The organism is Paenibacillus sp. 2KB_20, from assembly GCF_052115765.1.
Lineage (GTDB): Bacteria > Bacillota > Bacilli > Paenibacillales > Paenibacillaceae > Paenibacillus_AQ.
Map to the genome: position 1 here is coordinate 124,876 of NZ_JBFRHH010000014.1, position 19,972 is coordinate 144,847.

The 19,972-nt window shown below is 39.9% G+C and carries 19 protein-coding genes; 13 read left to right on the forward strand and 6 right to left on the reverse strand.

Annotated elements, in window-relative coordinates; all coding sequences use genetic code 11:
* The first annotated feature begins 375 nt into the window (after positions 1-375).
* From rlmD to AB4124_RS28410, 3 genes are all read left to right on the forward strand, one after another.
* Complete coding sequence (rlmD, locus tag AB4124_RS28400) at positions 376-1,941, forward strand: 23S rRNA (uracil(1939)-C(5))-methyltransferase RlmD (protein WP_441974916.1); 1,566 nt, start codon at positions 376-378, stop codon at positions 1,939-1,941.
* A gap of 361 nt (positions 1,942-2,302) precedes the next feature.
* The gene (locus AB4124_RS28405; protein ID WP_441974917.1) at positions 2,303-4,096 is read left to right on the forward strand and encodes an HsdM family class I SAM-dependent methyltransferase; all 1,794 of its coding nucleotides are present in this window, start codon (positions 2,303-2,305) and stop codon (positions 4,094-4,096) included.
* A gap of 1 nt (position 4,097) precedes the next feature.
* The gene (locus AB4124_RS28410) at positions 4,098-5,207 is read left to right on the forward strand and encodes a BsuBI/PstI family type II restriction endonuclease (protein WP_441974918.1); all 1,110 of its coding nucleotides are present in this window, start codon (positions 4,098-4,100) and stop codon (positions 5,205-5,207) included.
* A 40-nt stretch (positions 5,208-5,247) separates the two neighbouring features.
* Here AB4124_RS28410 and AB4124_RS28415 read toward each other — a convergent pair whose 3' ends face one another.
* Both AB4124_RS28415 and AB4124_RS28420 read right to left on the reverse strand, forming a co-directional pair.
* Positions 5,248-6,450 (reverse strand): hypothetical protein, encoded by a 1,203-nt coding sequence (locus AB4124_RS28415; protein WP_441974919.1) that lies wholly within the window; start codon positions 6,448-6,450, stop codon positions 5,248-5,250.
* Positions 6,451-6,452: 2 nt separating this feature from the next.
* Positions 6,453-7,745, reverse strand: a complete 1,293-nt coding sequence (locus tag AB4124_RS28420) for a hypothetical protein (RefSeq protein WP_441974920.1) — start codon at positions 7,743-7,745, stop codon at positions 6,453-6,455.
* A gap of 131 nt (positions 7,746-7,876) precedes the next feature.
* On the opposite strand from AB4124_RS28420, the gene AB4124_RS28425 reads away from it, so the two are divergent.
* On the forward strand, positions 7,877-9,238 hold the full coding sequence (locus AB4124_RS28425) for a hypothetical protein (RefSeq protein WP_441974921.1): 1,362 nt from the start codon (positions 7,877-7,879) through the stop codon (positions 9,236-9,238).
* Positions 9,239-9,603: 365 nt separating this feature from the next.
* Here AB4124_RS28425 and AB4124_RS28430 read toward each other — a convergent pair whose 3' ends face one another.
* Complete coding sequence (locus tag AB4124_RS28430; protein WP_441974922.1) at positions 9,604-9,864, reverse strand: helix-turn-helix domain-containing protein; 261 nt, start codon at positions 9,862-9,864, stop codon at positions 9,604-9,606.
* Positions 9,865-10,032: 168 nt separating this feature from the next.
* On the opposite strand from AB4124_RS28430, the gene AB4124_RS28435 reads away from it, so the two are divergent.
* Together AB4124_RS28435 and AB4124_RS28440 are read left to right on the forward strand one after the other, a co-directional pair.
* On the forward strand, positions 10,033-10,512 hold the full coding sequence (locus tag AB4124_RS28435; RefSeq protein WP_441974923.1) for a hypothetical protein: 480 nt from the start codon (positions 10,033-10,035) through the stop codon (positions 10,510-10,512).
* Positions 10,513-10,650: 138 nt separating this feature from the next.
* Positions 10,651-11,232, forward strand: coding sequence for a hypothetical protein (locus AB4124_RS28440; RefSeq protein ID WP_441974924.1), 582 nt, complete (start codon positions 10,651-10,653; stop codon positions 11,230-11,232).
* Positions 11,233-11,667: 435 nt separating this feature from the next.
* Here the strand turns inward: AB4124_RS28440 and AB4124_RS28445 are convergent, their stop codons facing one another.
* Complete coding sequence (locus AB4124_RS28445; protein ID WP_441974925.1) at positions 11,668-12,015, reverse strand: helix-turn-helix domain-containing protein; 348 nt, start codon at positions 12,013-12,015, stop codon at positions 11,668-11,670.
* 275 nt (positions 12,016-12,290) lie between these two features.
* On the opposite strand from AB4124_RS28445, the gene AB4124_RS28450 reads away from it, so the two are divergent.
* A complete protein-coding gene (locus tag AB4124_RS28450; protein ID WP_441974926.1) occupies positions 12,291-12,776 on the forward strand; it encodes a hypothetical protein in 486 nt (161 codons plus the stop codon).
* Between the two features lie 151 nt (positions 12,777-12,927).
* Complete coding sequence (locus AB4124_RS28455; protein ID WP_441974927.1) at positions 12,928-13,098, forward strand: SMI1/KNR4 family protein; 171 nt, start codon at positions 12,928-12,930, stop codon at positions 13,096-13,098.
* A 676-nt stretch (positions 13,099-13,774) separates the two neighbouring features.
* Here AB4124_RS28455 and AB4124_RS28460 read toward each other — a convergent pair.
* Entirely contained in the window at positions 13,775-14,890 is a 1,116-nt protein-coding gene (locus AB4124_RS28460) for an RHS repeat domain-containing protein (RefSeq protein WP_441974928.1), read from the reverse strand.
* A 217-nt stretch (positions 14,891-15,107) separates the two neighbouring features.
* Here AB4124_RS28460 and AB4124_RS28465 point away from each other — a divergent pair, with 217 nt between their 5' ends.
* From AB4124_RS28465 to AB4124_RS28480, 4 genes are all read left to right on the forward strand, one after another.
* Complete coding sequence (locus AB4124_RS28465) at positions 15,108-15,482, forward strand: hypothetical protein (RefSeq protein WP_228030069.1); 375 nt, start codon at positions 15,108-15,110, stop codon at positions 15,480-15,482.
* A gap of 8 nt (positions 15,483-15,490) precedes the next feature.
* Positions 15,491-15,847: an SMI1/KNR4 family protein gene (locus tag AB4124_RS28470; protein WP_441974929.1), complete on the forward strand. Its 357-nt coding sequence runs from the start codon at positions 15,491-15,493 to the stop codon at positions 15,845-15,847.
* A gap of 145 nt (positions 15,848-15,992) precedes the next feature.
* Positions 15,993-16,367 (forward strand): nuclease-related domain-containing protein, encoded by a 375-nt coding sequence (locus AB4124_RS28475; RefSeq protein WP_441974950.1) that lies wholly within the window; start codon positions 15,993-15,995, stop codon positions 16,365-16,367.
* A 214-nt stretch (positions 16,368-16,581) separates the two neighbouring features.
* Positions 16,582-17,160 (forward strand): hypothetical protein, encoded by a 579-nt coding sequence (locus AB4124_RS28480; RefSeq protein WP_441974930.1) that lies wholly within the window; start codon positions 16,582-16,584, stop codon positions 17,158-17,160.
* A 180-nt stretch (positions 17,161-17,340) separates the two neighbouring features.
* Here the strand turns inward: AB4124_RS28480 and AB4124_RS28485 are convergent, their stop codons facing one another.
* Positions 17,341-17,826, reverse strand: a complete 486-nt coding sequence (locus AB4124_RS28485) for a hypothetical protein (RefSeq protein ID WP_441974931.1) — start codon at positions 17,824-17,826, stop codon at positions 17,341-17,343.
* A 791-nt stretch (positions 17,827-18,617) separates the two neighbouring features.
* On the opposite strand from AB4124_RS28485, the gene AB4124_RS28490 reads away from it, so the two are divergent.
* A complete protein-coding gene (locus AB4124_RS28490; protein ID WP_441974932.1) occupies positions 18,618-19,970 on the forward strand; it encodes a DJ-1/PfpI family protein in 1,353 nt (450 codons plus the stop codon).
* The last annotated feature ends 2 nt before the right edge of the window (positions 19,971-19,972 follow it).

The following is a 19,972-nucleotide window of genomic DNA, read 5'->3' on the forward strand; positions in this document are numbered from 1 at the left end:
GTAAGGCATCGGGGCGCGTAAGGCGTGATGGTTGCTGCCGATGGCTCAGCGTGGACTGATCGCATTAGTGATGGATAGGCGATTGGGGCGATGGACCATTTTTAAAGAGATGGAACAGGCCGAGGATCGCCGCTTAGGCTATACGTTGTTGTAAGTAAATGATTGGATTTGCAGGCTGAATGGATTGAATAACATACGAGGCTCCCGTATAATGATGGACGTGAGCTTGTGCGCTAAGCTCCCTTGGGGGAGCTTTTTGTTGTTTAAGCGAATGAAGGTTAACGGAAGATCATCCGCTCCATTATGGATGGGACGCCGAATGGGAATATAGAGTAGTAAGGGACAAGTTGAACGGAAAGAAGTGAACAGCACATCATGAAGAAGAACCGCAAGGGAAGCGACATGCGCCGCAGCGGCAAGCCGGCGGCTTCGGCGGCCCTCCTGGACCTGCCGGTGGCGAAGAACGACGAGGTCGTGATCGATATTATAGGAATGAACCATGACGGGGAAGGGGTTGGCCGTGCGGAGGGCTACACCCTGTTCGTTCAGGGCGCCCTGCCGGGCGAGAAGGCCCGAGTGAAGGTGCTCAAGACCAAGAAGCAGTATGGCTACGCCAAACTGCTGGAGCTGGTCGAACAGAGCCCGAACCGCATCGCGGCCCCATGCCCGATCTACGACCAATGCGGCGGCTGCCAGCTGCAGCATATGAGTTATGCCGGGCAGCTGGAGTGGAAGCGCCAGCTGGTGGTGGACAACCTGGAGCGGATCGGGAAGCTGCGGGTGGTACGTGAGGCGGAAGGTGCTGGAGAGACGCGTGTGGGCGACGGACGGAGTGGCACAGATGGTGGAGGGGACATTGAGAATTCTGAAACCAATGGGGCGAATCCTGCCGTGTCCGGCGTTGATTCAGATCAAGAGAGGATCCTCGTGCGGCCGACACTCGGTATGAGCGAGCCTTGGCGCTACCGCAACAAGTCCCAGGTGCCGATCGGCGTAACGGAAGGTGGCCTGATCGGCGGTTTCTACGCCCGCGGCAGCCACCGGATCGTGGACATGGAGACATGCCTTATCCAGCACGAGCAGAACGACGAGGTCGTCAGCCGCGTCAAAGCCATTGGCCGGAAGCTAGGAATTACCGCTTACAATGAAGAAACCGGCCAAGGCCTGCTTCGTCATGTGGTGGTCAAGATCGGTTTTGCTACCCGGGAGATGATGATTGTGCTCGTCACGAACGGCGAGCGCATTCCGCGCGTGAACGAGTGGATCTCTGCCATCCGTGAGGAGCTCCCGGCTGTTGTTAGTGTTTGCCAGAACGTGAACACACGCAAAACGAACGTTATTTTCGGGGATGTGACTCGTGTCCTGTGGGGCCGCGAGGTCATCCATGACTATATTGGAGATGTGAAGTTTGCGATTTCAGCGCGTTCCTTCTACCAAGTGAACCCGGCTCAGACCGAAGTGCTGTACGGGAAGACGGTGGAGTATGCGGGATTAACCGGGGAAGAGACTGTGATCGACGCTTATTGCGGCATTGGGACGATATCCCTGTTCTTGGCCCAGCATGCCAAGAAGGTGTATGGAGTCGAGATCGTGAAGGAAGCGATCGAGGATGCGCGTGCGAATGCGGAGCTCAATGGTATGAAGCATGTGGAGTTTGAGGTTGGCGCTTCTGAGGATGTGATTCCACGCTGGAAAGAGCAGGGCATCGAGGCTGATGTCATCGTGGTCGATCCACCGCGTAAAGGGTGCGATCCGCGCCTGCTAGAGACGATTCTTGAGATGAAGCCGGAGCGTGTGGTGTATGTGAGTTGTAATCCCTCAACGCTGGCAAGGGATTTGCGGGTGCTGGAGGATGGCGGGTATCGCACGGTGGAGGTAACGCCTGTGGATATGTTTCCGCATACGGTGCATGTGGAGAGTGTAAGTCTATTGATAAGATGAGATGCTTTCATATGCTCATAAAGGCTACAGAGCAGATCTTAAAATATCGTAAAGGCAGTGTGCGTAGCTCGATGAAATTTGGAATCACCTCAAATGCAGATCAATATTACTTGTATCGGATTATTAAATTGATCAGCGAGAATATCGTGACATTGTCGTCATTCAAGATCCTATTGGTAAGTTTGAAGATGGAGAGCTTACATTAATGCCGAACGCATTTACTATTTCAATGGTACAGAACTTCTGAAAAAATATTATAAAATGAAGGAAATATAAGTAATTTTTTTGATAGAGCAGGAAAAGCAGCGTAGTATGGCGAATGATATATGGTTATAAAACTACTGAAAAAGATGGTGATCTAATGTCTCTAAGAAATGAAATTTCACACATAATAACTAAACAATCTTGGGACACCTATAAATCACAAGCAATGGACAATAAAAGAAAACATGTTGAAACCAATAGAGAGTATGAGATGTTGTTTTCCCCATCATTTTGTTATCTGGTATTGAAAGCACTGTGGAGAATTGTTGACGCTAAGAAACAATTTGAGCTTAGAAGCTGTAAGTATAAAAGATTACAATTAGATATAGAGAGCAACAAACTGGCTAAAGAAATCGCGAACTATTTGTCCACTCTCTCGATCATAGAGTGCAGCTATTACATCGGAGTACTGTATACTTATTTGCTACCTCAGAAATACAAAGCTGAATACGGTATTTATTATACACCTCCGGTCATGGCGGAAAGGCTACTTGATCTCTTGGGTTCTGAGGGAGTTAATTGGTCTAAAGATAGCATCTTGGATCCTGCATGCGGTGGGGGAGCGTTCTTAGTACCTGTAGCAAATCGAATTTTGGGTGACCATAGAATAAAATGTATACCGGCAGAAGAAAGAATTCGGCATCTGGAAAATCATATTTCAGGGATAGAGATTGATGAATTTGCTGGGTGGTTGACACAAGTGATGCTCGATGTAGTTACATATCAAGACGCGTGTATAATTGGTCGTAAGATGAAGAATGTCGTGCGACATGATGATACAATACAATATGCATTGAAGCAAAATAAAAGCTACCAACTCATCGTCGGTAATCCTCCTTATGGTCGAGTTACTCTCAATGAAGAACTTAGGAAAGCATACTCGAGATCCCTTTATGGTCATGCGAATATGTACGGTTTATTCATCGATGCTGCTCTGAGAATGAAGTCGGTAGAAGGTTTCATTGGTTTTGTAACCCCAACCTCATTTATGGGGGGGCAGTATTTCTCTAACTTAAGAAACTTGCTAATGCAAGAAGCCCCACCCTTAGACATTGACTTTATTACAGAACGTTCGGGTGTGTTTGATGAGGTCTTACAAGAGACATGTTTAACTGTTTTCGGCCCAAACGATTCCAAAGAAACAAGCATTCATAATATCAAGACAGACACTGTGGGTTATAGAGTGAATAGAGTAGGAACATTTCAAATAAATGAAGGAACGAGTCCGTGGTTTCTTCCGAGGGATAGTTCTGAGACTAAACTGATTAAGAAACTCAATAAAATGAAAACTACACTTAAAGACTATGGATATAAAGTATCAACTGGGCCACTAGTATGGAACCGACACAAGGAACAACTTGAAAATAACCCGCAAGTTGGCTCATATCCAATAATCTGGTCACATTCGATAGTGAATGGGGACTTCACTTTTGATTATATAAATAAAAAACCGAAATTTATAAATATACAAGATGAGCAAGACTTCCTTATCTGCAAAAAACCAGTAGTGTTGTTGCAACGGACCACGTCAAAAGAACAACAAAGACGTCTAATATCAACAGTTCTACCTCAAGATTTCTTGTCAGAGTGGAATGGAGCTGTCATCGAAAATCATGTTAATATGATTCATTCGGTTGATAAGCAGAAACTTTCACCTGAAGCATTATCTTTGATTCTAAGTACTACAATTGTAGATCGTATATTCAGATGTATATCAGGTAGTGTTGCGGTTTCGGCATCGGAAATCCATGCCTTACCACTGCCACCGTTAAAGAAAGTATTGAGTATTGAGGGCTTAATACAACAATATAACTCAAACCAGATTAGTGCAGAAGATTTAAGCTGTTGCGTTGAGAAAATTGTGTTGAAGGCTTATAATCTTGGAGGGTGAAATGAGATACAACTGGCTTTCGACTGAGGTGCCGAGCGTTGAAGAAATTTCAAGAAGGTTGAGTTTGATTTTTACCAGAGGACTTGATCCAAACGGATATATATTGAGAGAAATCGGTGCTAAGACTATATTTGTGATGCTGTATTCATTCAGCGTGCAGGGGCAGAATTGGATCAGACCTGCAATTGTCACTTGTATGACAGATGAGCAGGCCAAGATAAAAGAAGAGCAGGCAAGGTACTCATGGCTTGAGAATAATTTAAATAGAAAAAAGAAAGAAAAAGACATTCCGGGCAGGTGGTACAAAGAAAATACTCGTGAATCGATTCGTGATGAGACAATTCGCACACTTGTCCATCTTGGGGCTATTGTTGAAAAGAGTGGGCTTGCTACTACATCGCCGGCACCTAGATATACTTTACAGTCTGATTTTGCGGAACTATTTAATACTGAACTCTCCGAAGAAGAACTCTTTCAAGCAATTGCTAATTGGCAGGAGTTAAATCTATCAGCCATTGCAAGAGCAAGGATTGCTATTTCGAAAAATATGGCAACATCAATTGATGATGGTGTACTAGTAGAATTGCCGAATGGCGAAGTGAGGAAATTATCTCCAGGACCGAGTTCTGATATAGCAAAATCTGTGGTGGAGAAGATGGCAAAGGTATTTCTTAAAGAGCCTGCTATTCTATTAATCAGTGAATCAGCAAAAAAAATTGTTGTGAATGACGATAGGATTTGTACTGCAATCGGATTTCATATTGATGTAACTAAGGTACTACCAGATATTATAATGGTTGATCTTGGTCGGGAAGAACCGCTCATTGTTTTTGTTGAATGCGTTGCTACAGATGGGCCAATTTCGGATAGACGAAAGCTAGAGCTTATTTCAATAGCGGAGGAAGCAGGCTATAGGGGAAAAGACTATACTTTTGTTACCGCGTTTAGAGATAGAACGGATGGGGTTAGTAAGAAACTTACTCCTTCAATTGCTTGGGATACATTTGTCTGGTATGCTACTGAGCCCAATTCTATTATTTACATGCATGAGGGGGCTGATCAGAGCAATGTATCTTTAGGTGACATACTTCAAACTTTAAGAAACAATTGAATTCGACTTAATAAGTAAAGGCACTAAAACACCTAAGATATTAAGGGGTTTTAGTGCCTTTCTTGTTTGTTATCTTGATTTGATTTTCGGCAGCTATGCAATTTTGAAGGAGAGACAAGAAGTCATCAGCAAAATCAAGCTGAACAACTAATTCTGCAATAATCCTCGCAGAGAATATTAATAATCGATACTGGCCAGTTGCTATTTTATAGTCATGCACATCATCCCAGCATGTTACTTTATTAGTAGTGGCTAATATTAGAATTCTTTTTGAGTTAAATTTATCTTTAGATAGATGATGTTGTACTTTTTCAATAGTGTGATGATCAACGGCTGTTGTAGTATAACATTTTGCATCTGCTGTAAAGTCGCCTTTAATCACCTCGTCTAAATAATCTAAAAGATCAATTGTAAGTTTATCAGCATTACCTGCACCAGCAGCGTTGACAGGAATCCTCCGGAATCTCGGATACGAGTCTAGCATGTTTCTATATTTGTATAGTTGAATTTGTTGGGAGCGAAGTTTATCTAAGAAAAAATTAGTTAACTCATTTTCAACCGCTTGCCAAGTTATTAACGAACTTTTGCTTAATATTTCTTCTTCAACAAGAGAAACTTTTTGAATGCTTTCAATAACAGTTTGGGCACTTGGCAAATCACGAAGTCTATATTTTTCTTTTTCAAACCCGGAACTAATTATATCTATTGCTGATATAGTGACAATGGTATCAGGGAGTGTGGGCAGTTTATTTTCAACTAGTTTAATGAAGATAAGACCATTATTTTCTTGAATTGCCTTAGATATAGATAAGAAGTCAGTTGCCTCTTCCTCGAGAACTAGAAGATATTGACGCTCTTCAACTTGTAAAAAATAATTACCAGTTCGATTATCAATATTTACTAGTGTACAACCAGTCGATTGAATTATTTTTAAAGTTTCTTCAAAAACTTTACTGTAATTAATAGAAGTAATTTCAAAGTAGATGTTACAACAGCGAGCAATTTCTTCTTCGATATAATAATTATCACAATGAGAGCACTCAAGTAAATCAATTTCTTTTTCAGCAGGCAGGATGGTCTTTTGTCTACAACCTATCATCCTATCTCCAATACTTGTGCTCTCTCTGCCTATACAATCAAGTTCTATGAATTTATTTAAATTAATATAGTTATTATTTTTAAGATCTTTAATGTACGATGGAAGGTCGTTGGTATAACGTGTCCCCAATACTGGAATTAACATAGTTACCTCTCCCTAGATTCTACTATACGAGCATCAGTATGATCATGTAATAAGGCTACTAAACTTCTCTTTTTTTGAGAACCTCCACCAGTACCAGATATTGTGATGTAAATTTGTTCTGAGACTTCTGAAAAATAGAAGGTGAAAATATGTTTTTTTTTGTTTACAGCGAATGAGACCTTTACTTTTTTCACGGTGGAATCAGGAATAAGTAGTGACAATGTGACTTTTCTTGATGTATCCTCAAGCGATTGAATCAACGAGATTTCTCCAGATTTCTTTTCAACTGTTATTAATGGTTTTCCAGGAAGTGGAGTGACTAATTCAATTAAATTAAGTTCAACACCAGGCACATTATCGACTAGTAGTGTTTGGAGAAAAGTTTGAAATACTTCAATAGAGTTACCATTGCTACGTTTCACATAGTTAGCAGGCAGCCGTTGATCGAGATTAATGATAATATTATTTGCAATGGTTAAATAGACTTCTTCTTTTACGACGCTGACCGCTCGCACTCTAAGATCTTTAAGAGTTGGACTAAATCTAAAAACTATTAAATCAGCATTCATGTCTACGATGTATTTCTGAAAAGTTCTTAAGCCTCCACGTTGAGATTCTCGCAGGATAAAAATTAAAATTTCATTATTGTAGTGGAGGATTTTTAAGCAAGTACTTGACAAATTTGTAGAACTAGATGATTCATAACGCTCTAATATTCCGTTAATAAGATCAATGGTGATTGTAGGATCTACAATTCCCATCTGCTCTATTTGGCGTAATTGAGCTTGCTTAAGTGGATCGAATATAGTTTCCATATCCATTAACAGAAGATATTCTTCATATGCAAACTTTTCGCATCTGCTCACTAAATAGCACATTTGTAATAGTTCTACATCAATTTGTGATAACATAAAAGCATAGATCGTTCGATTCAATTTGGATGTTTTTTCAACTGATTCCCAAAATCCACTTTGAACTAAGCCATCTTTAAGATACTCTATAGCTATCTCCCCGGTTAATTGGGAAGTAAACTCTTTGAGATAGCCAATTGATAAGATATCCATTTTTGTCTGATTAGCTAGAGGCCGTGGGAGTTCGGTTGTTTTTGACACACCTAAAGGTTCTAAAATAGAATTTTTGATTTGTTTGGGAAGAGAGTCCAATAATTTAATGTAATCGTCTTCAAGAAGAAGCTTATTTTTTACCCCCTCGCAATCTGTTTCTAGCACATCCTGCCAAGTCACTTCTGTTATCGTTTTCAATGATTCAATGTTAGAGCGAATTGCAACATCCATATTTACACCACCCGCTAAAATTTTCTAATAAGATAGACTATACTACAGTTTATGGAATTCTTAAAGTTAAGTGAACTGACGTTAGATATTTGAAATTTCAGTAGGATTTTAACATGGGAGGACTAATTTAAGTGGGAATACATACTTTAGCTAAAGGCACAGATCTAATAAAGGCTATTCTAAATCTTGGCATCATACTTAATTATCATGTTAGGGCCGAGTCTCCTGTGAAAAAAGGAGAAACCAACCAAGCAGTTGATATAGCTTGGTTTATTGATAAGGAAGATACAAATTATCCAATAATGATTTTCGAAATAGAAAGTTATTCTACTAATGCTTCATCCGCAAATCCACTTAAGATATTCGGAAAATCCAATCAATATTTTGAAAAGCCATTATTCTTTTTTCACGTTTTCGTAAAATCCGGTGATAATCCAGCAATACTTAAAGATCTCGAGTTTCAATATGGGAGTAATAACTATAGAATTTACGAGATATCTAAAGGCGATTTAAACAAATTGATTCTGGATGTGATATCACAACATAGGAGAATCAATAAGAATATTAATATACAGGGCTTAATGAAGTTATTCACTTTTGATGAATACTGGAAAGAGATTAATATAACTTCTGTGCTTGAACACATAGAAAATGTGTATAAGCACAAATGGAGCGAAATTTTGCCGATTTATGCAGAATTAGCTCAACAACTCCCAATCCTGCACAATGAGTTCATTAGATTCTTGGACAAAAAAATATCTAATGGCTCCAATTGTAATGATAATTATGAAGATTACATAGCGTATCATTTTTCTTATGGAATTTATCTAGCTATCTTATATTGTGTCAAGAGTGATAAAGCATATCTTTTTATGTTAAAGGACTGGCAAGAGAACAGTAGCTATACGGAGATGATTGGTCCCTATTTTGGTTTATGCAGAGATTATGATGAGTTCATTGAAGACTGCTCAGGAGCTTATTTAGGGATGTTAGCGGTTCTATTTAAACAACAATCTGATGGCGTGAAATATATACTCAAGCAAAGTATTAAAATTCTAAAAAGGATGAAAGGGCATCCTGATAACATTATATTCTATAACGCCATATGGGCTTTGCATATTGCCGCTACCTGTGACATTTGTGAGCCAGAGTATAACTACATTAGAGATTATATAAATGAAAGAGGAAAGCTAAATAAACATTGGATAGTAGAACCTTTATCTGCATTAGATAATACAACTGAGTATAATAATGAAAGTCTCTCACTCGAATACATTTCTGATTTAGAAACGTTCAAAAAAGAGTTTGTGCATAGTGACATCCTAGATTCAAAAATGTATAAACAAGAGGCAGTCTCATTAGCCATTCGAATGCTTGGTGATTTGGGTTGTTGGTCTGAACGATGGTATGAGCCTGTTCACGATCATGATTGTACAAAAAGCTGGGGAACTAGAATAATCAATTGTTTGCACTTTAATGATAATGACGAATAACTCACATAATTTTTTCGCTTGTGGTAAGGATGATTATTAATGATCCTATAGCTCGATAAACTTGCTCAAACAGTATAGCTGTTTTTAAACCAAAATCCATCATCTCCATCTGGCTCAAAGTCACTATCTCATGGTGGGGAATATCGTCTGCACCTATAACAATTGGTAACATCCGATGATCTTGTCAAGCCCAATTATTATTTTGGATACAAGTCCCTCTGATGAAATGGGCTGTTCTGTAGAGGAAACGGCAATGACAAAGGAGTTCGACCTGAGTTTGCTTTGAAGTTTCTTATATCACACTACCTGCCTAACGCTTTCATATTCTTTAATGGCTTCAAGATAAAACATTTCTATCTTGTCACCTACAGTAAAGACCTTTCCTCCAATTCCCTCTCATACCCCTCTATCAAAACCGAAGCCTTAACATGAAGCGCCCTTGCTAATGCAGTAATCGTTAGCAAAGTAGGCGCTTTTTCTCCGTTTTCTAGCTCACTAATATAAGACCGGTCGACACGGGAATACAGGCTCAGCTCATCTTGGGTGAGCTTCTTTTCTTTACGAATATTTCGGAGAGCTCTGCCGAAGGCTAGTAACTCTATGGATTTATCATTATGATTAGCCACGTTATAACCCCTTAATAGATAGTTAAATTCATCTTATGTGTTTCTATAAGGGAATTTCCGTAGGCTATTGCCTACAAAACGGTTGGAATGTTATAATACAGATACTGGAAAATACTAAATTGGATAACTAGAGTATGTTCTTAGTGAAAAATGGGAGTGAAGCTAATTATGAAATCGACGGTAACAAGAGATACCGACCTGAATGTGAATACATCCTCCCAACATGAGGAAACAGGCGGCTTTTACCAGGATATGATTGTTCTTCATGCCAGCTGCTCTCAAGAATATATGAATTTATCTTTGCATTTCTTTGACAAAAACATGCATCACGTCAGTATATTACTATGCAACAGGGCATTAGGATCCATGCTAACCGCTTTATATATAAAGAAGGAGAGAAGGCAGCCTATTTCAAATATGTTGCTAGAAGAAATACTGCGGATGCTCCCCAAAGACTCGGAGATGAATGTGGAGCCGTTGATATTTATACAATCCTTATCCTTTTTATCACAGGAGAACTCCCTTATTAGCAAAATGCAGCCCACACATCTAATGAACCTGATTAAGAAAGCGGATGAATTCCTTCTTCAGATATCCAGCCAACTAGAGTTACCCTATGAACCATACCACTCTCTTTTTGAGAAATAAAGCTAGCCGTCATCTTCATTGATCATTCAACTTGGCAATTCTACAATGTTGCGTATCGTTACGAAATATAAACTGCAACTTTTTTTCTCCCTTGCGTTCTTACATATATACCAAAACTTACAAGGAGGATTGAACCTAATGAAAAATCTCTCTCGCGGTATTTTATCTTTATGTTTAATCGGAGCATTACTTCTCTCTGCATGCGGGAAATCACATGACACTGACACTCTTTCCAATAGCAAAGAACCTACCAACACAACAAGCCCAGCACCTTCAACCAACAATACACCAACAAACATAGAAAGTCTGATCGAACCAGCCGAGAAAGAAGCAATTAAGGACATCACAGCGGCCGATTTTAAGAAAGGCGTTTCTATTGACTTTGACAAATATAAAGGCAGCTTCTTTGACGAAAACATTATCTCCAAGTTAAGGAACAATCTTGAATCAGTTGTGGAGAACAACAAAGAAAAGTTTAAAGAGAATCTGAATAAGGAGACTTTGGAATCTATAAGAGAAGGCTTCTATTACACAAACGTAAGCGATCAATTTATGTTCTATGATTTGGATCTTATAGAAAAAGTCGATCAGCCAGAACAAATTAGAGTAGGCGTGCGCTTTGCAAAAAAATCCTCAGACGGGAGTATTGAAAATCAAGGTATTACCTACTTCTTTACTAAAAACGAAGCAGGAGAATGGGGTATTGAAAATATAGATTAAAACCCATACAAAAATAGAGGCGGCTCCCTCGTAAGGAGCCGCCTTGTTGTTGCTTAAGTAATAAGAAAACTAATCCTCTCCTTCTATGCCTTCATACAGCTCCGTTATCGTCATGATCGGCAGTAATGCGGACTTCCGGATATTGCTCCTTATAAGTTTGGACGTATTGGTAAACGTCCGCTGCCGTTTCTAATGGATCAGGTGCAGTCTGCCAGTCGCCTGGAATTCAGCTCGTGGGCGCTCCTGGTGTGCCTAGCTGCTCGATACTTCCGGAAGCAGACAAAAGGACGGCCTGGGCCGTCCTGGGTGTGAGCTCCGCTGGTGGGCGCTATGGACATATACTTTGCTGAAGTAAATGTTCTCATCGGGGATTATCACCAAAGGGAATCTTTGGTGATAACTCTAAAAAAGCTGATCGGAATCCGATCAGCTTTTTTAACTATTTCCATCAATCCGCCGAAAAATTTCAATTAGTATATTTCGGGCCATCTCAATATCTTTCGGATCTCGTTCTCTCAGTAAAGAGATAATATCTTTCATACCCGACTCCTCTGGCAATTCTTCTTGTTCTTTCAAATATGTAAAAAGCTCATACACTCCAACATCTAAAGCACTAGCAATCTTCGCCAGATTCTTCATGGAAACATTACGTTCGGCACGTTCAATAAATCCTATATAACTTATATTGAAGCCAGCCTTTTCAGCTAATGCTTCTTGAGATAATCCTCTTAATTTACGAAGATCCTTTATACGTGCTCCGACTAATTTTAAAATATCAGGCATCGTTACACCTCTCTTTAATAGAAGTGTAGGGAATGTTTTGATTTGTAATAATACATAGATAATAAGTTATTTGAATAAATTACTACTATACAGTAATATTGTATGTAGTTTGTATTTATTTATTCATCCTAAGTGAGTATTTATTTCTATATGTTTACTCTTTTTGATGAACTGAGTTAGAACTACTTCTTATGCATCTGCAATTTTGGAAAGACCATTAAAGGAATTCAGTCGCAGCTGGGATATCACCAATAACCTGATAGGAGCTGACGTATGTGAATCATTTAACCTCCATCGACGAATGCAGAGATAGCAAAGATAGGCTGTTAAAAATTCAGGAATCCTCTATTCATTCCAAATCAATGATTAAGATGCAGCATTACGTACAGATCTATATGAACTCAGCAGCCCGGTTGATGCATCCGATCTCTGCTCATGTATGTATCTTGTTTAGTGATCGCGCTTTAGGATGCATGCTCAAGGCATTGTATATGAAGGAGAATAATTGCATGTTTTCTCCATCTTACTTTTCGCTTCAGGATGTCATCCAGCTAACGGGACAGAATTCTATCCCGGATTTGGATAAGGTGATGTTTATTCATACCCTTAATTTTGTGGTCGGCTGTAATGATGCTTCAATTTTTCAACACATGGATGCCGCGCAGCTTGAGAAGCTTCTGAACCGCGTGGACGATGTGCTGATTCACCTATCGGGTAGAGCAGCATCCAATTCTTCCGAGTTGTATCGCTCGATTTTTTAAAGCTGTCTTTAAATATTTAAAGCATGTTGAAACAAGATATCATTATACGTAGGTACTGGAAGTATCTTCATGTTCATTCAACTTGGCAATCTGAAGTGATTTCCGGATATATGGTTGTCGAATAATTCAAAATATGAGGGGGGGGATTTCGATGGATGTCAGAGAGTTCATAAATTGCATTCAAGAAAGATATCCTGATGTAGATAGATTTGAGCTTGAAGATTATCAAGAAATTAGAGAATTTGAAGATAGATTAGGGGTGAAACTACCACTATCGTTTTGTACTTTTCTAAGTGAATTCTCTAATGGGATTTTTGCTTGATTGTGAACCTATCGGCGGGATTAGCGAGGAAACGCCTTGTGGGGCAATATGTAAAAGTCATGTGATTCTTCCGGATCTCCCAAAGCCGAGTTTATGAGAGTTTTAACTGGTTCACCGCAAGAATGGTGCTGATTTTCTATTCCATAGGATTAATGATTTTAGTTGTTATTTTCTTTATGTTGTTTGGTCATTTTGCGGATTAAGTCACATCCTTCTCAGCATGTCAGAGTAGGTTTAATCAAGTGGTCGCATTTTGTTGCGATTATGTATTGGAAAGCGATGTTTGAAGCCGTTAAGAAGGAATCTTATTCGATCGCTGAAGCATGAAGTGGAGAAGATGATCATCTCAACGTTGACTATTGGCTGGGAAGGATGCGGCTCATTGATTCGAACTATGGTGGCACTGGATTTTCCCATTGACGATGCTGATAGTAAAAAGGAACGAGGATGCTAACATCCTCGCTCTTAACAACATCAGCCTTGAGGGCGGTGCCAGTTGCAGGACTAGAAATAGGTCGATACCCCATTCACTCGCGGCCTATTTCTCTTTTTGTTTTGCTTCACTTTGGAGTCGTTTTATCTACCGTTTTTGGGTTGTGCACTAACTTCAATCCGAATAATCCCTTTCAAACATATAATCTGCTACCTTTTGCCAACGGTGACGGATAGATTTAAATCATTTCCAAGTTGATGAGCCCCACCAACCAGTTGCAATTTTTACAAAAAGGTAATTTCCACCCCCGATAGTTGGTAAAAGTGAGGTATCGATGGTGTGTGGTGTATAACGGTAAAGAGAATAGGTGGCTCTATTATCTACCCAAACATAGTTTTTGTACGTTACCCCGCCGGAAGTTACAGATTTACCAAAATTAATACTAGTAACAGTGCCATCAGGTAGCTTTATTGGGTACCCAGATGATGGTGATTGGGTATAACGATTTTTAAGAGTTTGTGTTCCACCGGAAATCTGATAGTTAAATCCGCCTTTTGATCGATCATCACCAGAATCGGTTGCTCCATAACCCATTGCATAATAGAACCGCCGAGAACTATAATCAACGGATCCTGGCTTAGCAGAAATTAGAGAAGATTCCTTTTGCAGAGTTGCCAGTATAACCTTGGGATTAACTCCGTTTGTTGTGGCAGCTGTACTAATAGCTGAAGCGGCATTGATGGTATGACCATTAAAATATGGTTTGCCATTCGAGTCTAAATAATAGATTAGAACAACGTTTTTCAAAACTGAATCTCTATTCTCAAAGAATGTCTGAATAGCTGATGAGCTCATGGTTGAAGAATTGGTAAAGTCAGCATCTGTTATTAGAGTATTCATATTAACTCCCGAAATAACTGTACTTTCATATGCAAAGGGAACTATGGGATAGGGAATAGGAATTTTTTCTGATGTGTCTAATGGAACCTGCTCGTTTTCATTAACAAGGTTCTTTTCATTCACAAAAGCCGAGTTTGCATAAGTTTTAATACTTAGAGAATTCGTTTTTTTGTCAAGCTCATAGATCTGCATCCCGTTATACGAATCTGTTGAAGATATCATTTCGCCGTCTGCGTCATACTGGTAATTAATAATATTACCATCGCTATGGAATTCGTTAAGAATATTCCCGTTTTCATCGTATAACATTACGTTAACGTCTCTGTTTGTCAAAACGTATTCCTTGATCTGATTAATAGAGGATAACCTTTCTTGTTGTGGTACAGCGATTTGATCAGCTGATGCTAGATTTGGCATCAATAGGACTAAGGCAACGACCGAAAAAAATAACTTCTTCAAAATCCCAGCTCCTTTTGGCTAAATATGGTATAATACTAATACAAATTACATATTCTTCTTTTTTGTGGGAAATTCTTCCTTTGTTTAAAAATTTTTTATAGGGGTGATTCATATTAACTTAAAAAAAGTTTTGTTATGCGTTGTTCTTGTTGCTTTGATCGTAACTTCCTGTTCGCCAAGAAATCAGGATCAAATAGAAGAATCCGTAAAATTGGATATGATAAATATTTATATGTACCGTAATGATTCCAGTCGTGTTCAACCCGAACTGATCAATGTTCAAAGTGACCCTGATTTGCTGAGGAATGCCGCACAATGGGCACAGGGTGGAGAACCCGAACCGTTGCCTAATATTCAAGAAATTAAACAAATGTATGTCTTTCAGTTTCAATTTCGCAATGGTGATACCATCCAAGATGTCTATTACATGTACATTACGGATACGAATAATGAGCATTACATGAAGGAATTTGATGGGAGTCTTAAAAAAGATACGGACAAATTTGATGCTTCAGAAAAAGAACGGATATTAAATTTAATAGGACTTGAAGGCTGGAAAAAGGTTTCAGCATCAGACTTATTAAATTCGTGATTGTTAGATTGAATAAGGGATCCTCCGCTTTTTGGGAGAGCACCAGTAAGGAAGCCCACGGCATTCCAGAGGCGGGCATTCAGGCAAAGGAACAAAGTCTGGGTTTTCCATTAGCGATGGCCCTACGGGATTATTATAAGATTTTGGGACGATCCCCATATATCACTAAAGGGTGCAATAACCAATATGAACCGCTCCCTCTGGAGGAAGTTTTCATTCCCGATGACACGTTTTTTACGACAGACAAGGCATTTTTGATCTTCTATCAAGTAGAGGAATCTGTGATATATTGCGGGATCCGAATTCAGGATTTGGAGATGGAAGATCCATTGGTCTATCTGTGCGCGTGGAACTCCCCCGACTGACTGGTAGCTGGATAATTGATCGCTTCAACGTAAGCCAAAGAAAAAGCCGGCTCAACATACGAATAAAGCCAAAACTTCAGGAAACAACGCCAAGCCCAAGGTCCAGCCTACTCGTATTGGTGAACTGGGTGAGCATAAGATTAATATTCAACTAGATCAACTTCCCCAAGGATGTAAGTATGTAAGTGATTTAATGGTGACGAATTCGAAGTCCCGTTCGGGCTATTCGCAGATCGATCATGTAGTGATCACTCCGCAAGGATTGTTTGTCATCGAGACGAAGAACTACACGGGAGAGATTAAGGGAACAAGAGAGAGTAAATCATGGACTGTTAGTAACCGGTTTAAAATGTATAATCCCTTTATGCAAAATTACGGGCATATTCAAGCGATTAAAAGTTTGCTCCCTAACTACCAAAAAAGCCGGTTCATCTCACTGGTTTCTTTTACGATGCGTTGTAGATTCAGCGTAGATCCGGAGCTGAAAAAAAATCCAATCGGACGAACTGATTGTGTATGATGTTGAGCTTTCCGAATATATTCAGCGCAAAATGAATCGGACTCAAGCGGAGAAGGTGGATACCGTTTTGACAGAATCAGATATTCAGAAGATCTATCAATCCTTGATTGAGGCGAACATTACTGATCCGAGGATACGGGCTGAGCATGTGGATAAAGCAAAATTACGTTAATATCAAAGAAGATATGATAACACTAGAAATGAGGGCTTATATATGAAAGGCAAATTCACTACAATGGCATTATTGCTTAGTTTGGCAGTTTTCTTTTCGTTTACGGGTGATGTCTCTGCTGCAGCAAAGAAACCGAAGGACATCTTTGCTGAAAAGTACCCTAATGAAGTGGTTAAGATCGTCAAAACCGATGACATTAACAATGACAAGAAAAAAGAATCGTTTATTCTCACTGAATCGGGTAATTTTTATCTGATTAACTCAAAGAGACGAGTTGTTTTAATTGACACAGGTATTATAAGTGATGAAGACTTTAAACAATCGACGATCCAAGTGTTTACAGTATCGAAGAACGAGAAACATGTGGCTGTTACGTTCTCTTATTTCCCCTCGAATACCCAGTTATATGTATATCGACTTCAACATGGGACATTGAGTAAAGTTCTTCAATTGATGGGCGATCAGGGAGTTATGATTGATTCAAAGGGTAAAGTACATCAGTACTGGAAGAACTTCAGAGACGAAGGCGGCTGGGATCTGGCAGAGGGAATATTCACCTGGAGTACAAAGACCAATAAATACAAAGGTTCAGGAAAATATATGCAACGGGATAATTCCTAGTGTAGATACTTTTCAAAAAAAACGATTTTCTGAACTTGATATGTCGGTCGCCGTAAGAATTATACAGGAGCATCCTCCATCCATGTATATCAAAAAGATTAAGTCCGTATATGTTTTTCATATTTTTATTGTAGATAGCCACATGCTAGCATATACAAATGCAGATAGATTAGTTGAGCTTTATTCTCCACCTATCACAAATTCGCCAATAATGTTCTTTCCAGTTTTATCATAAAGCGGTACGGTCCAAGATCCTGGGTTGTTTTTGCGATACTCAGCAGCCTCACGAGGGTTACTTACATGAGATTCTAGCTCAGATGCGTATACATACCCTTCAGTGCCATCTGTACCAGTTGCAGCGATTAAGTCCGCTTCTACGCCATATAACTCGTATATATCAGCTCCGTACGTAAGTCCATATTCATTTACTGGATAAACATCTTTTGCTGATACAGATGATGGATTAGGATTAACTGCCTTTACTACTGAAGAGTTATTAAGGTTACCAGACTGTTGTGTTCCCTTTGAAGAGTTAATAGGATTACCAGTTTGTTGCGTTGTCGGCAAAATTGTTTTATCAGAAGACAAACCTTTAGCAATTAGGATAATTACAATGCTGCTTAATGCAATGACGGAAACTATTATTATTCTGATTTTCTTGTTCATTCTATTTGAGCCTCCTAAGTGTGTTTGTAGAATCTTCAAATTAAGCTCAAGCATAAGAACTTATTTAGACCAGGTATTATTTTGCGAATAGTTCAATGAATTTACAATTTGGTTTCTACATGTTTGGTTTCATGCTCATTTTGTTTTTACTTGAGTGTACCTCATATATACAACGTAAATAGCGACTCTTTGGTTATGATTTTCTGATCATTTTATCACCAAGGCACCTTAAAATTGGCTCGTGCAGATATGATATGCTTAGGGAAGTTGTATATACAATAACCGCGCAACTGCTAGTTGAACTTTTTAAAAAAAATACCGAGAAACCCAAATGGAGACCTTAGTCCTTCAACCGTTCGATAGTATCCAGTATTACCATTGTAAAAATAGTGAATATTTGAATTTTTGTGAGATTAATAGGTGTTTGAACTTCCAGAACCTTAGTGCCAAGAATGTTTCCTTTTGGTTGGCTTATCCAATTACATAACAACGTATTACTTCGTATGTACCAGGAGGTGCCCATATCTCTCTTTGTTCCACCATCAGGTACATTGCCCCCAATTCATGAGAACGTGCATATGGGAAATTTGTAGAAATTCCGCTGATGTTTCGCCCTTTTCAGAAAAATTATAGCCCTATCGAGTCTTGCATGAAAAGTAGAACAGTCTTAGGTCCAGCATCCGTTCCAACATTGGTCGAGCTCCTCTAACCGACCATAGATCGATGATAAATTCATCTTGGTTTGTTATATTTGTTTGGCAAAGAAGCCGGAGCAAAAGGAGAAATGACAAGTGAAAGTTGTATTACGCATCACGATTTATCTCATCGTTTTTGTCGTTGTCGTGGGAGGGGCAGGAGCGATCGGATTCATCAACACAATGAATAACGGAATGTCGATTTACGATAAAGACGTCCCCGCATTAACGAATGTGCAGGTACCGAAATATGATGCCGGCAAACCGACAGTGGCTGTGCTACTGGCGAACGAAGTGACGGAAGTGTTCGACTTTCTCGTCCCGTACGAGATGTTTGCGATGACAGAGGCTTACAATGTATATGGCGTTGCCCCTGACCGCGAAATTAAATCCCTAACCGGGGGACTCGATGTTGTCCCACATTATTCTTTTGATGAAATGGACGCGATGCTAGGCAAAAGTCCGGACATTATCGTCATTCCGTTTATGCCGATTTTGGATGATAATAAATATGTACCTGTCCGAGAATGGATTCGAAAGCACGCGGACGTTAATACGACATTGCTCTCTATTTGCAACGGAGCAGAAAATCTGGCGGATACTGGCTTGCTGAACGGCAAATCAGCCGCGACGCACTGGGGAGACATTAACCGGCTTATCAAAAAATATCCAGACATTCAGTGGGTGAAAGATCAGCGCTACGTTCCGCAAGGTAATATCGTATCTTCTGCCGGTCTGACATCAGGGATCGACGCAACGCTATATGTCATCTCTCAGCAGTTGGGCGATGCGGTTGCGAGAAAAGTAGCGGAAAATATGAATTATCCTTCTTACGATTACGTGACAAATCCGAAAATGAAGCCATTCAATGCCGGGGTGAGTGATATAACGTACGTACTGAATAATGCTTATCAATGGAACAAAGCCAAAGCGGGCGTGCTTCTCTATAACGGCGTTGATGAGCTGGATTTGTCAGCCGCATTTGACACGTATGCCGCTTCCGGTACGACAACCACACTAACGGTTTCCAGCAAGAATGAAGCCATCGTAACGAAACACGGCCTGAACCTGGTCGCGCGTTATCAAACAAAAGACGTGCCAAAGCTCGAGAAAATGATTGTCGTCGGTGCCGATGCCGAGTCTGAAGCTGCCGAGGATATCAAGGAGTGGAATAACAGCGGCAATAGTGCGAAGCTGATGTTCTTGCATCGTGATATGTCGGGCCGGTTTGCAATGGACCCTGCATTCGAGGATTTGGCAAAACAGGAGGATATCCAGACAGCGAAATTTGCCGCTAAGCGGCTTGAATATCGTGCCACCGACCACCTGAAGCTGGAGGGCCACCCTTTCTCCTTTGAAGCGTTTGGCATACCGATTTTGCTCGGTATCCTGTCTTTGCTTGTCGCTCGGTTCATCGATAGGCGTCTTATCGGCAGGAAAAAAGGATAGCT

Coding starts and splice junctions, on each gene's coding strand:
- AB4124_RS28440 (WP_441974924.1), top strand. CDS start 10,651: ATGAAAAATCTCTCTCGCGGTATTTTATCTTTATGTTTAATCGGAGCA.
- rlmD (WP_441974916.1), top strand. CDS start 376: ATGAAGAAGAACCGCAAGGGAAGCGACATGCGCCGCAGCGGCAAGCCG.
- AB4124_RS28485 (WP_441974931.1), bottom strand. CDS start 17,826: ATGAACAAGAAAATCAGAATAATAATAGTTTCCGTCATTGCATTAAGC.
- AB4124_RS28435 (WP_441974923.1), top strand. CDS start 10,033: ATGAAATCGACGGTAACAAGAGATACCGACCTGAATGTGAATACATCC.
- AB4124_RS28465 (WP_228030069.1), top strand. CDS start 15,108: ATGATAAATATTTATATGTACCGTAATGATTCCAGTCGTGTTCAACCC.
- AB4124_RS28410 (WP_441974918.1), top strand. CDS start 4,098: ATGAGATACAACTGGCTTTCGACTGAGGTGCCGAGCGTTGAAGAAATT.
- AB4124_RS28445 (WP_441974925.1), bottom strand. CDS start 12,015: ATGCCTGATATTTTAAAATTAGTCGGAGCACGTATAAAGGATCTTCGT.
- AB4124_RS28480 (WP_441974930.1), top strand. CDS start 16,582: ATGAAAGGCAAATTCACTACAATGGCATTATTGCTTAGTTTGGCAGTT.
- AB4124_RS28455 (WP_441974927.1), top strand. CDS start 12,928: ATGGATGTCAGAGAGTTCATAAATTGCATTCAAGAAAGATATCCTGAT.
- AB4124_RS28405 (WP_441974917.1), top strand. CDS start 2,303: ATGTCTCTAAGAAATGAAATTTCACACATAATAACTAAACAATCTTGG.
- AB4124_RS28420 (WP_441974920.1), bottom strand. CDS start 7,745: ATGGATGTTGCAATTCGCTCTAACATTGAATCATTGAAAACGATAACA.
- AB4124_RS28415 (WP_441974919.1), bottom strand. CDS start 6,450: ATGTTAATTCCAGTATTGGGGACACGTTATACCAACGACCTTCCATCG.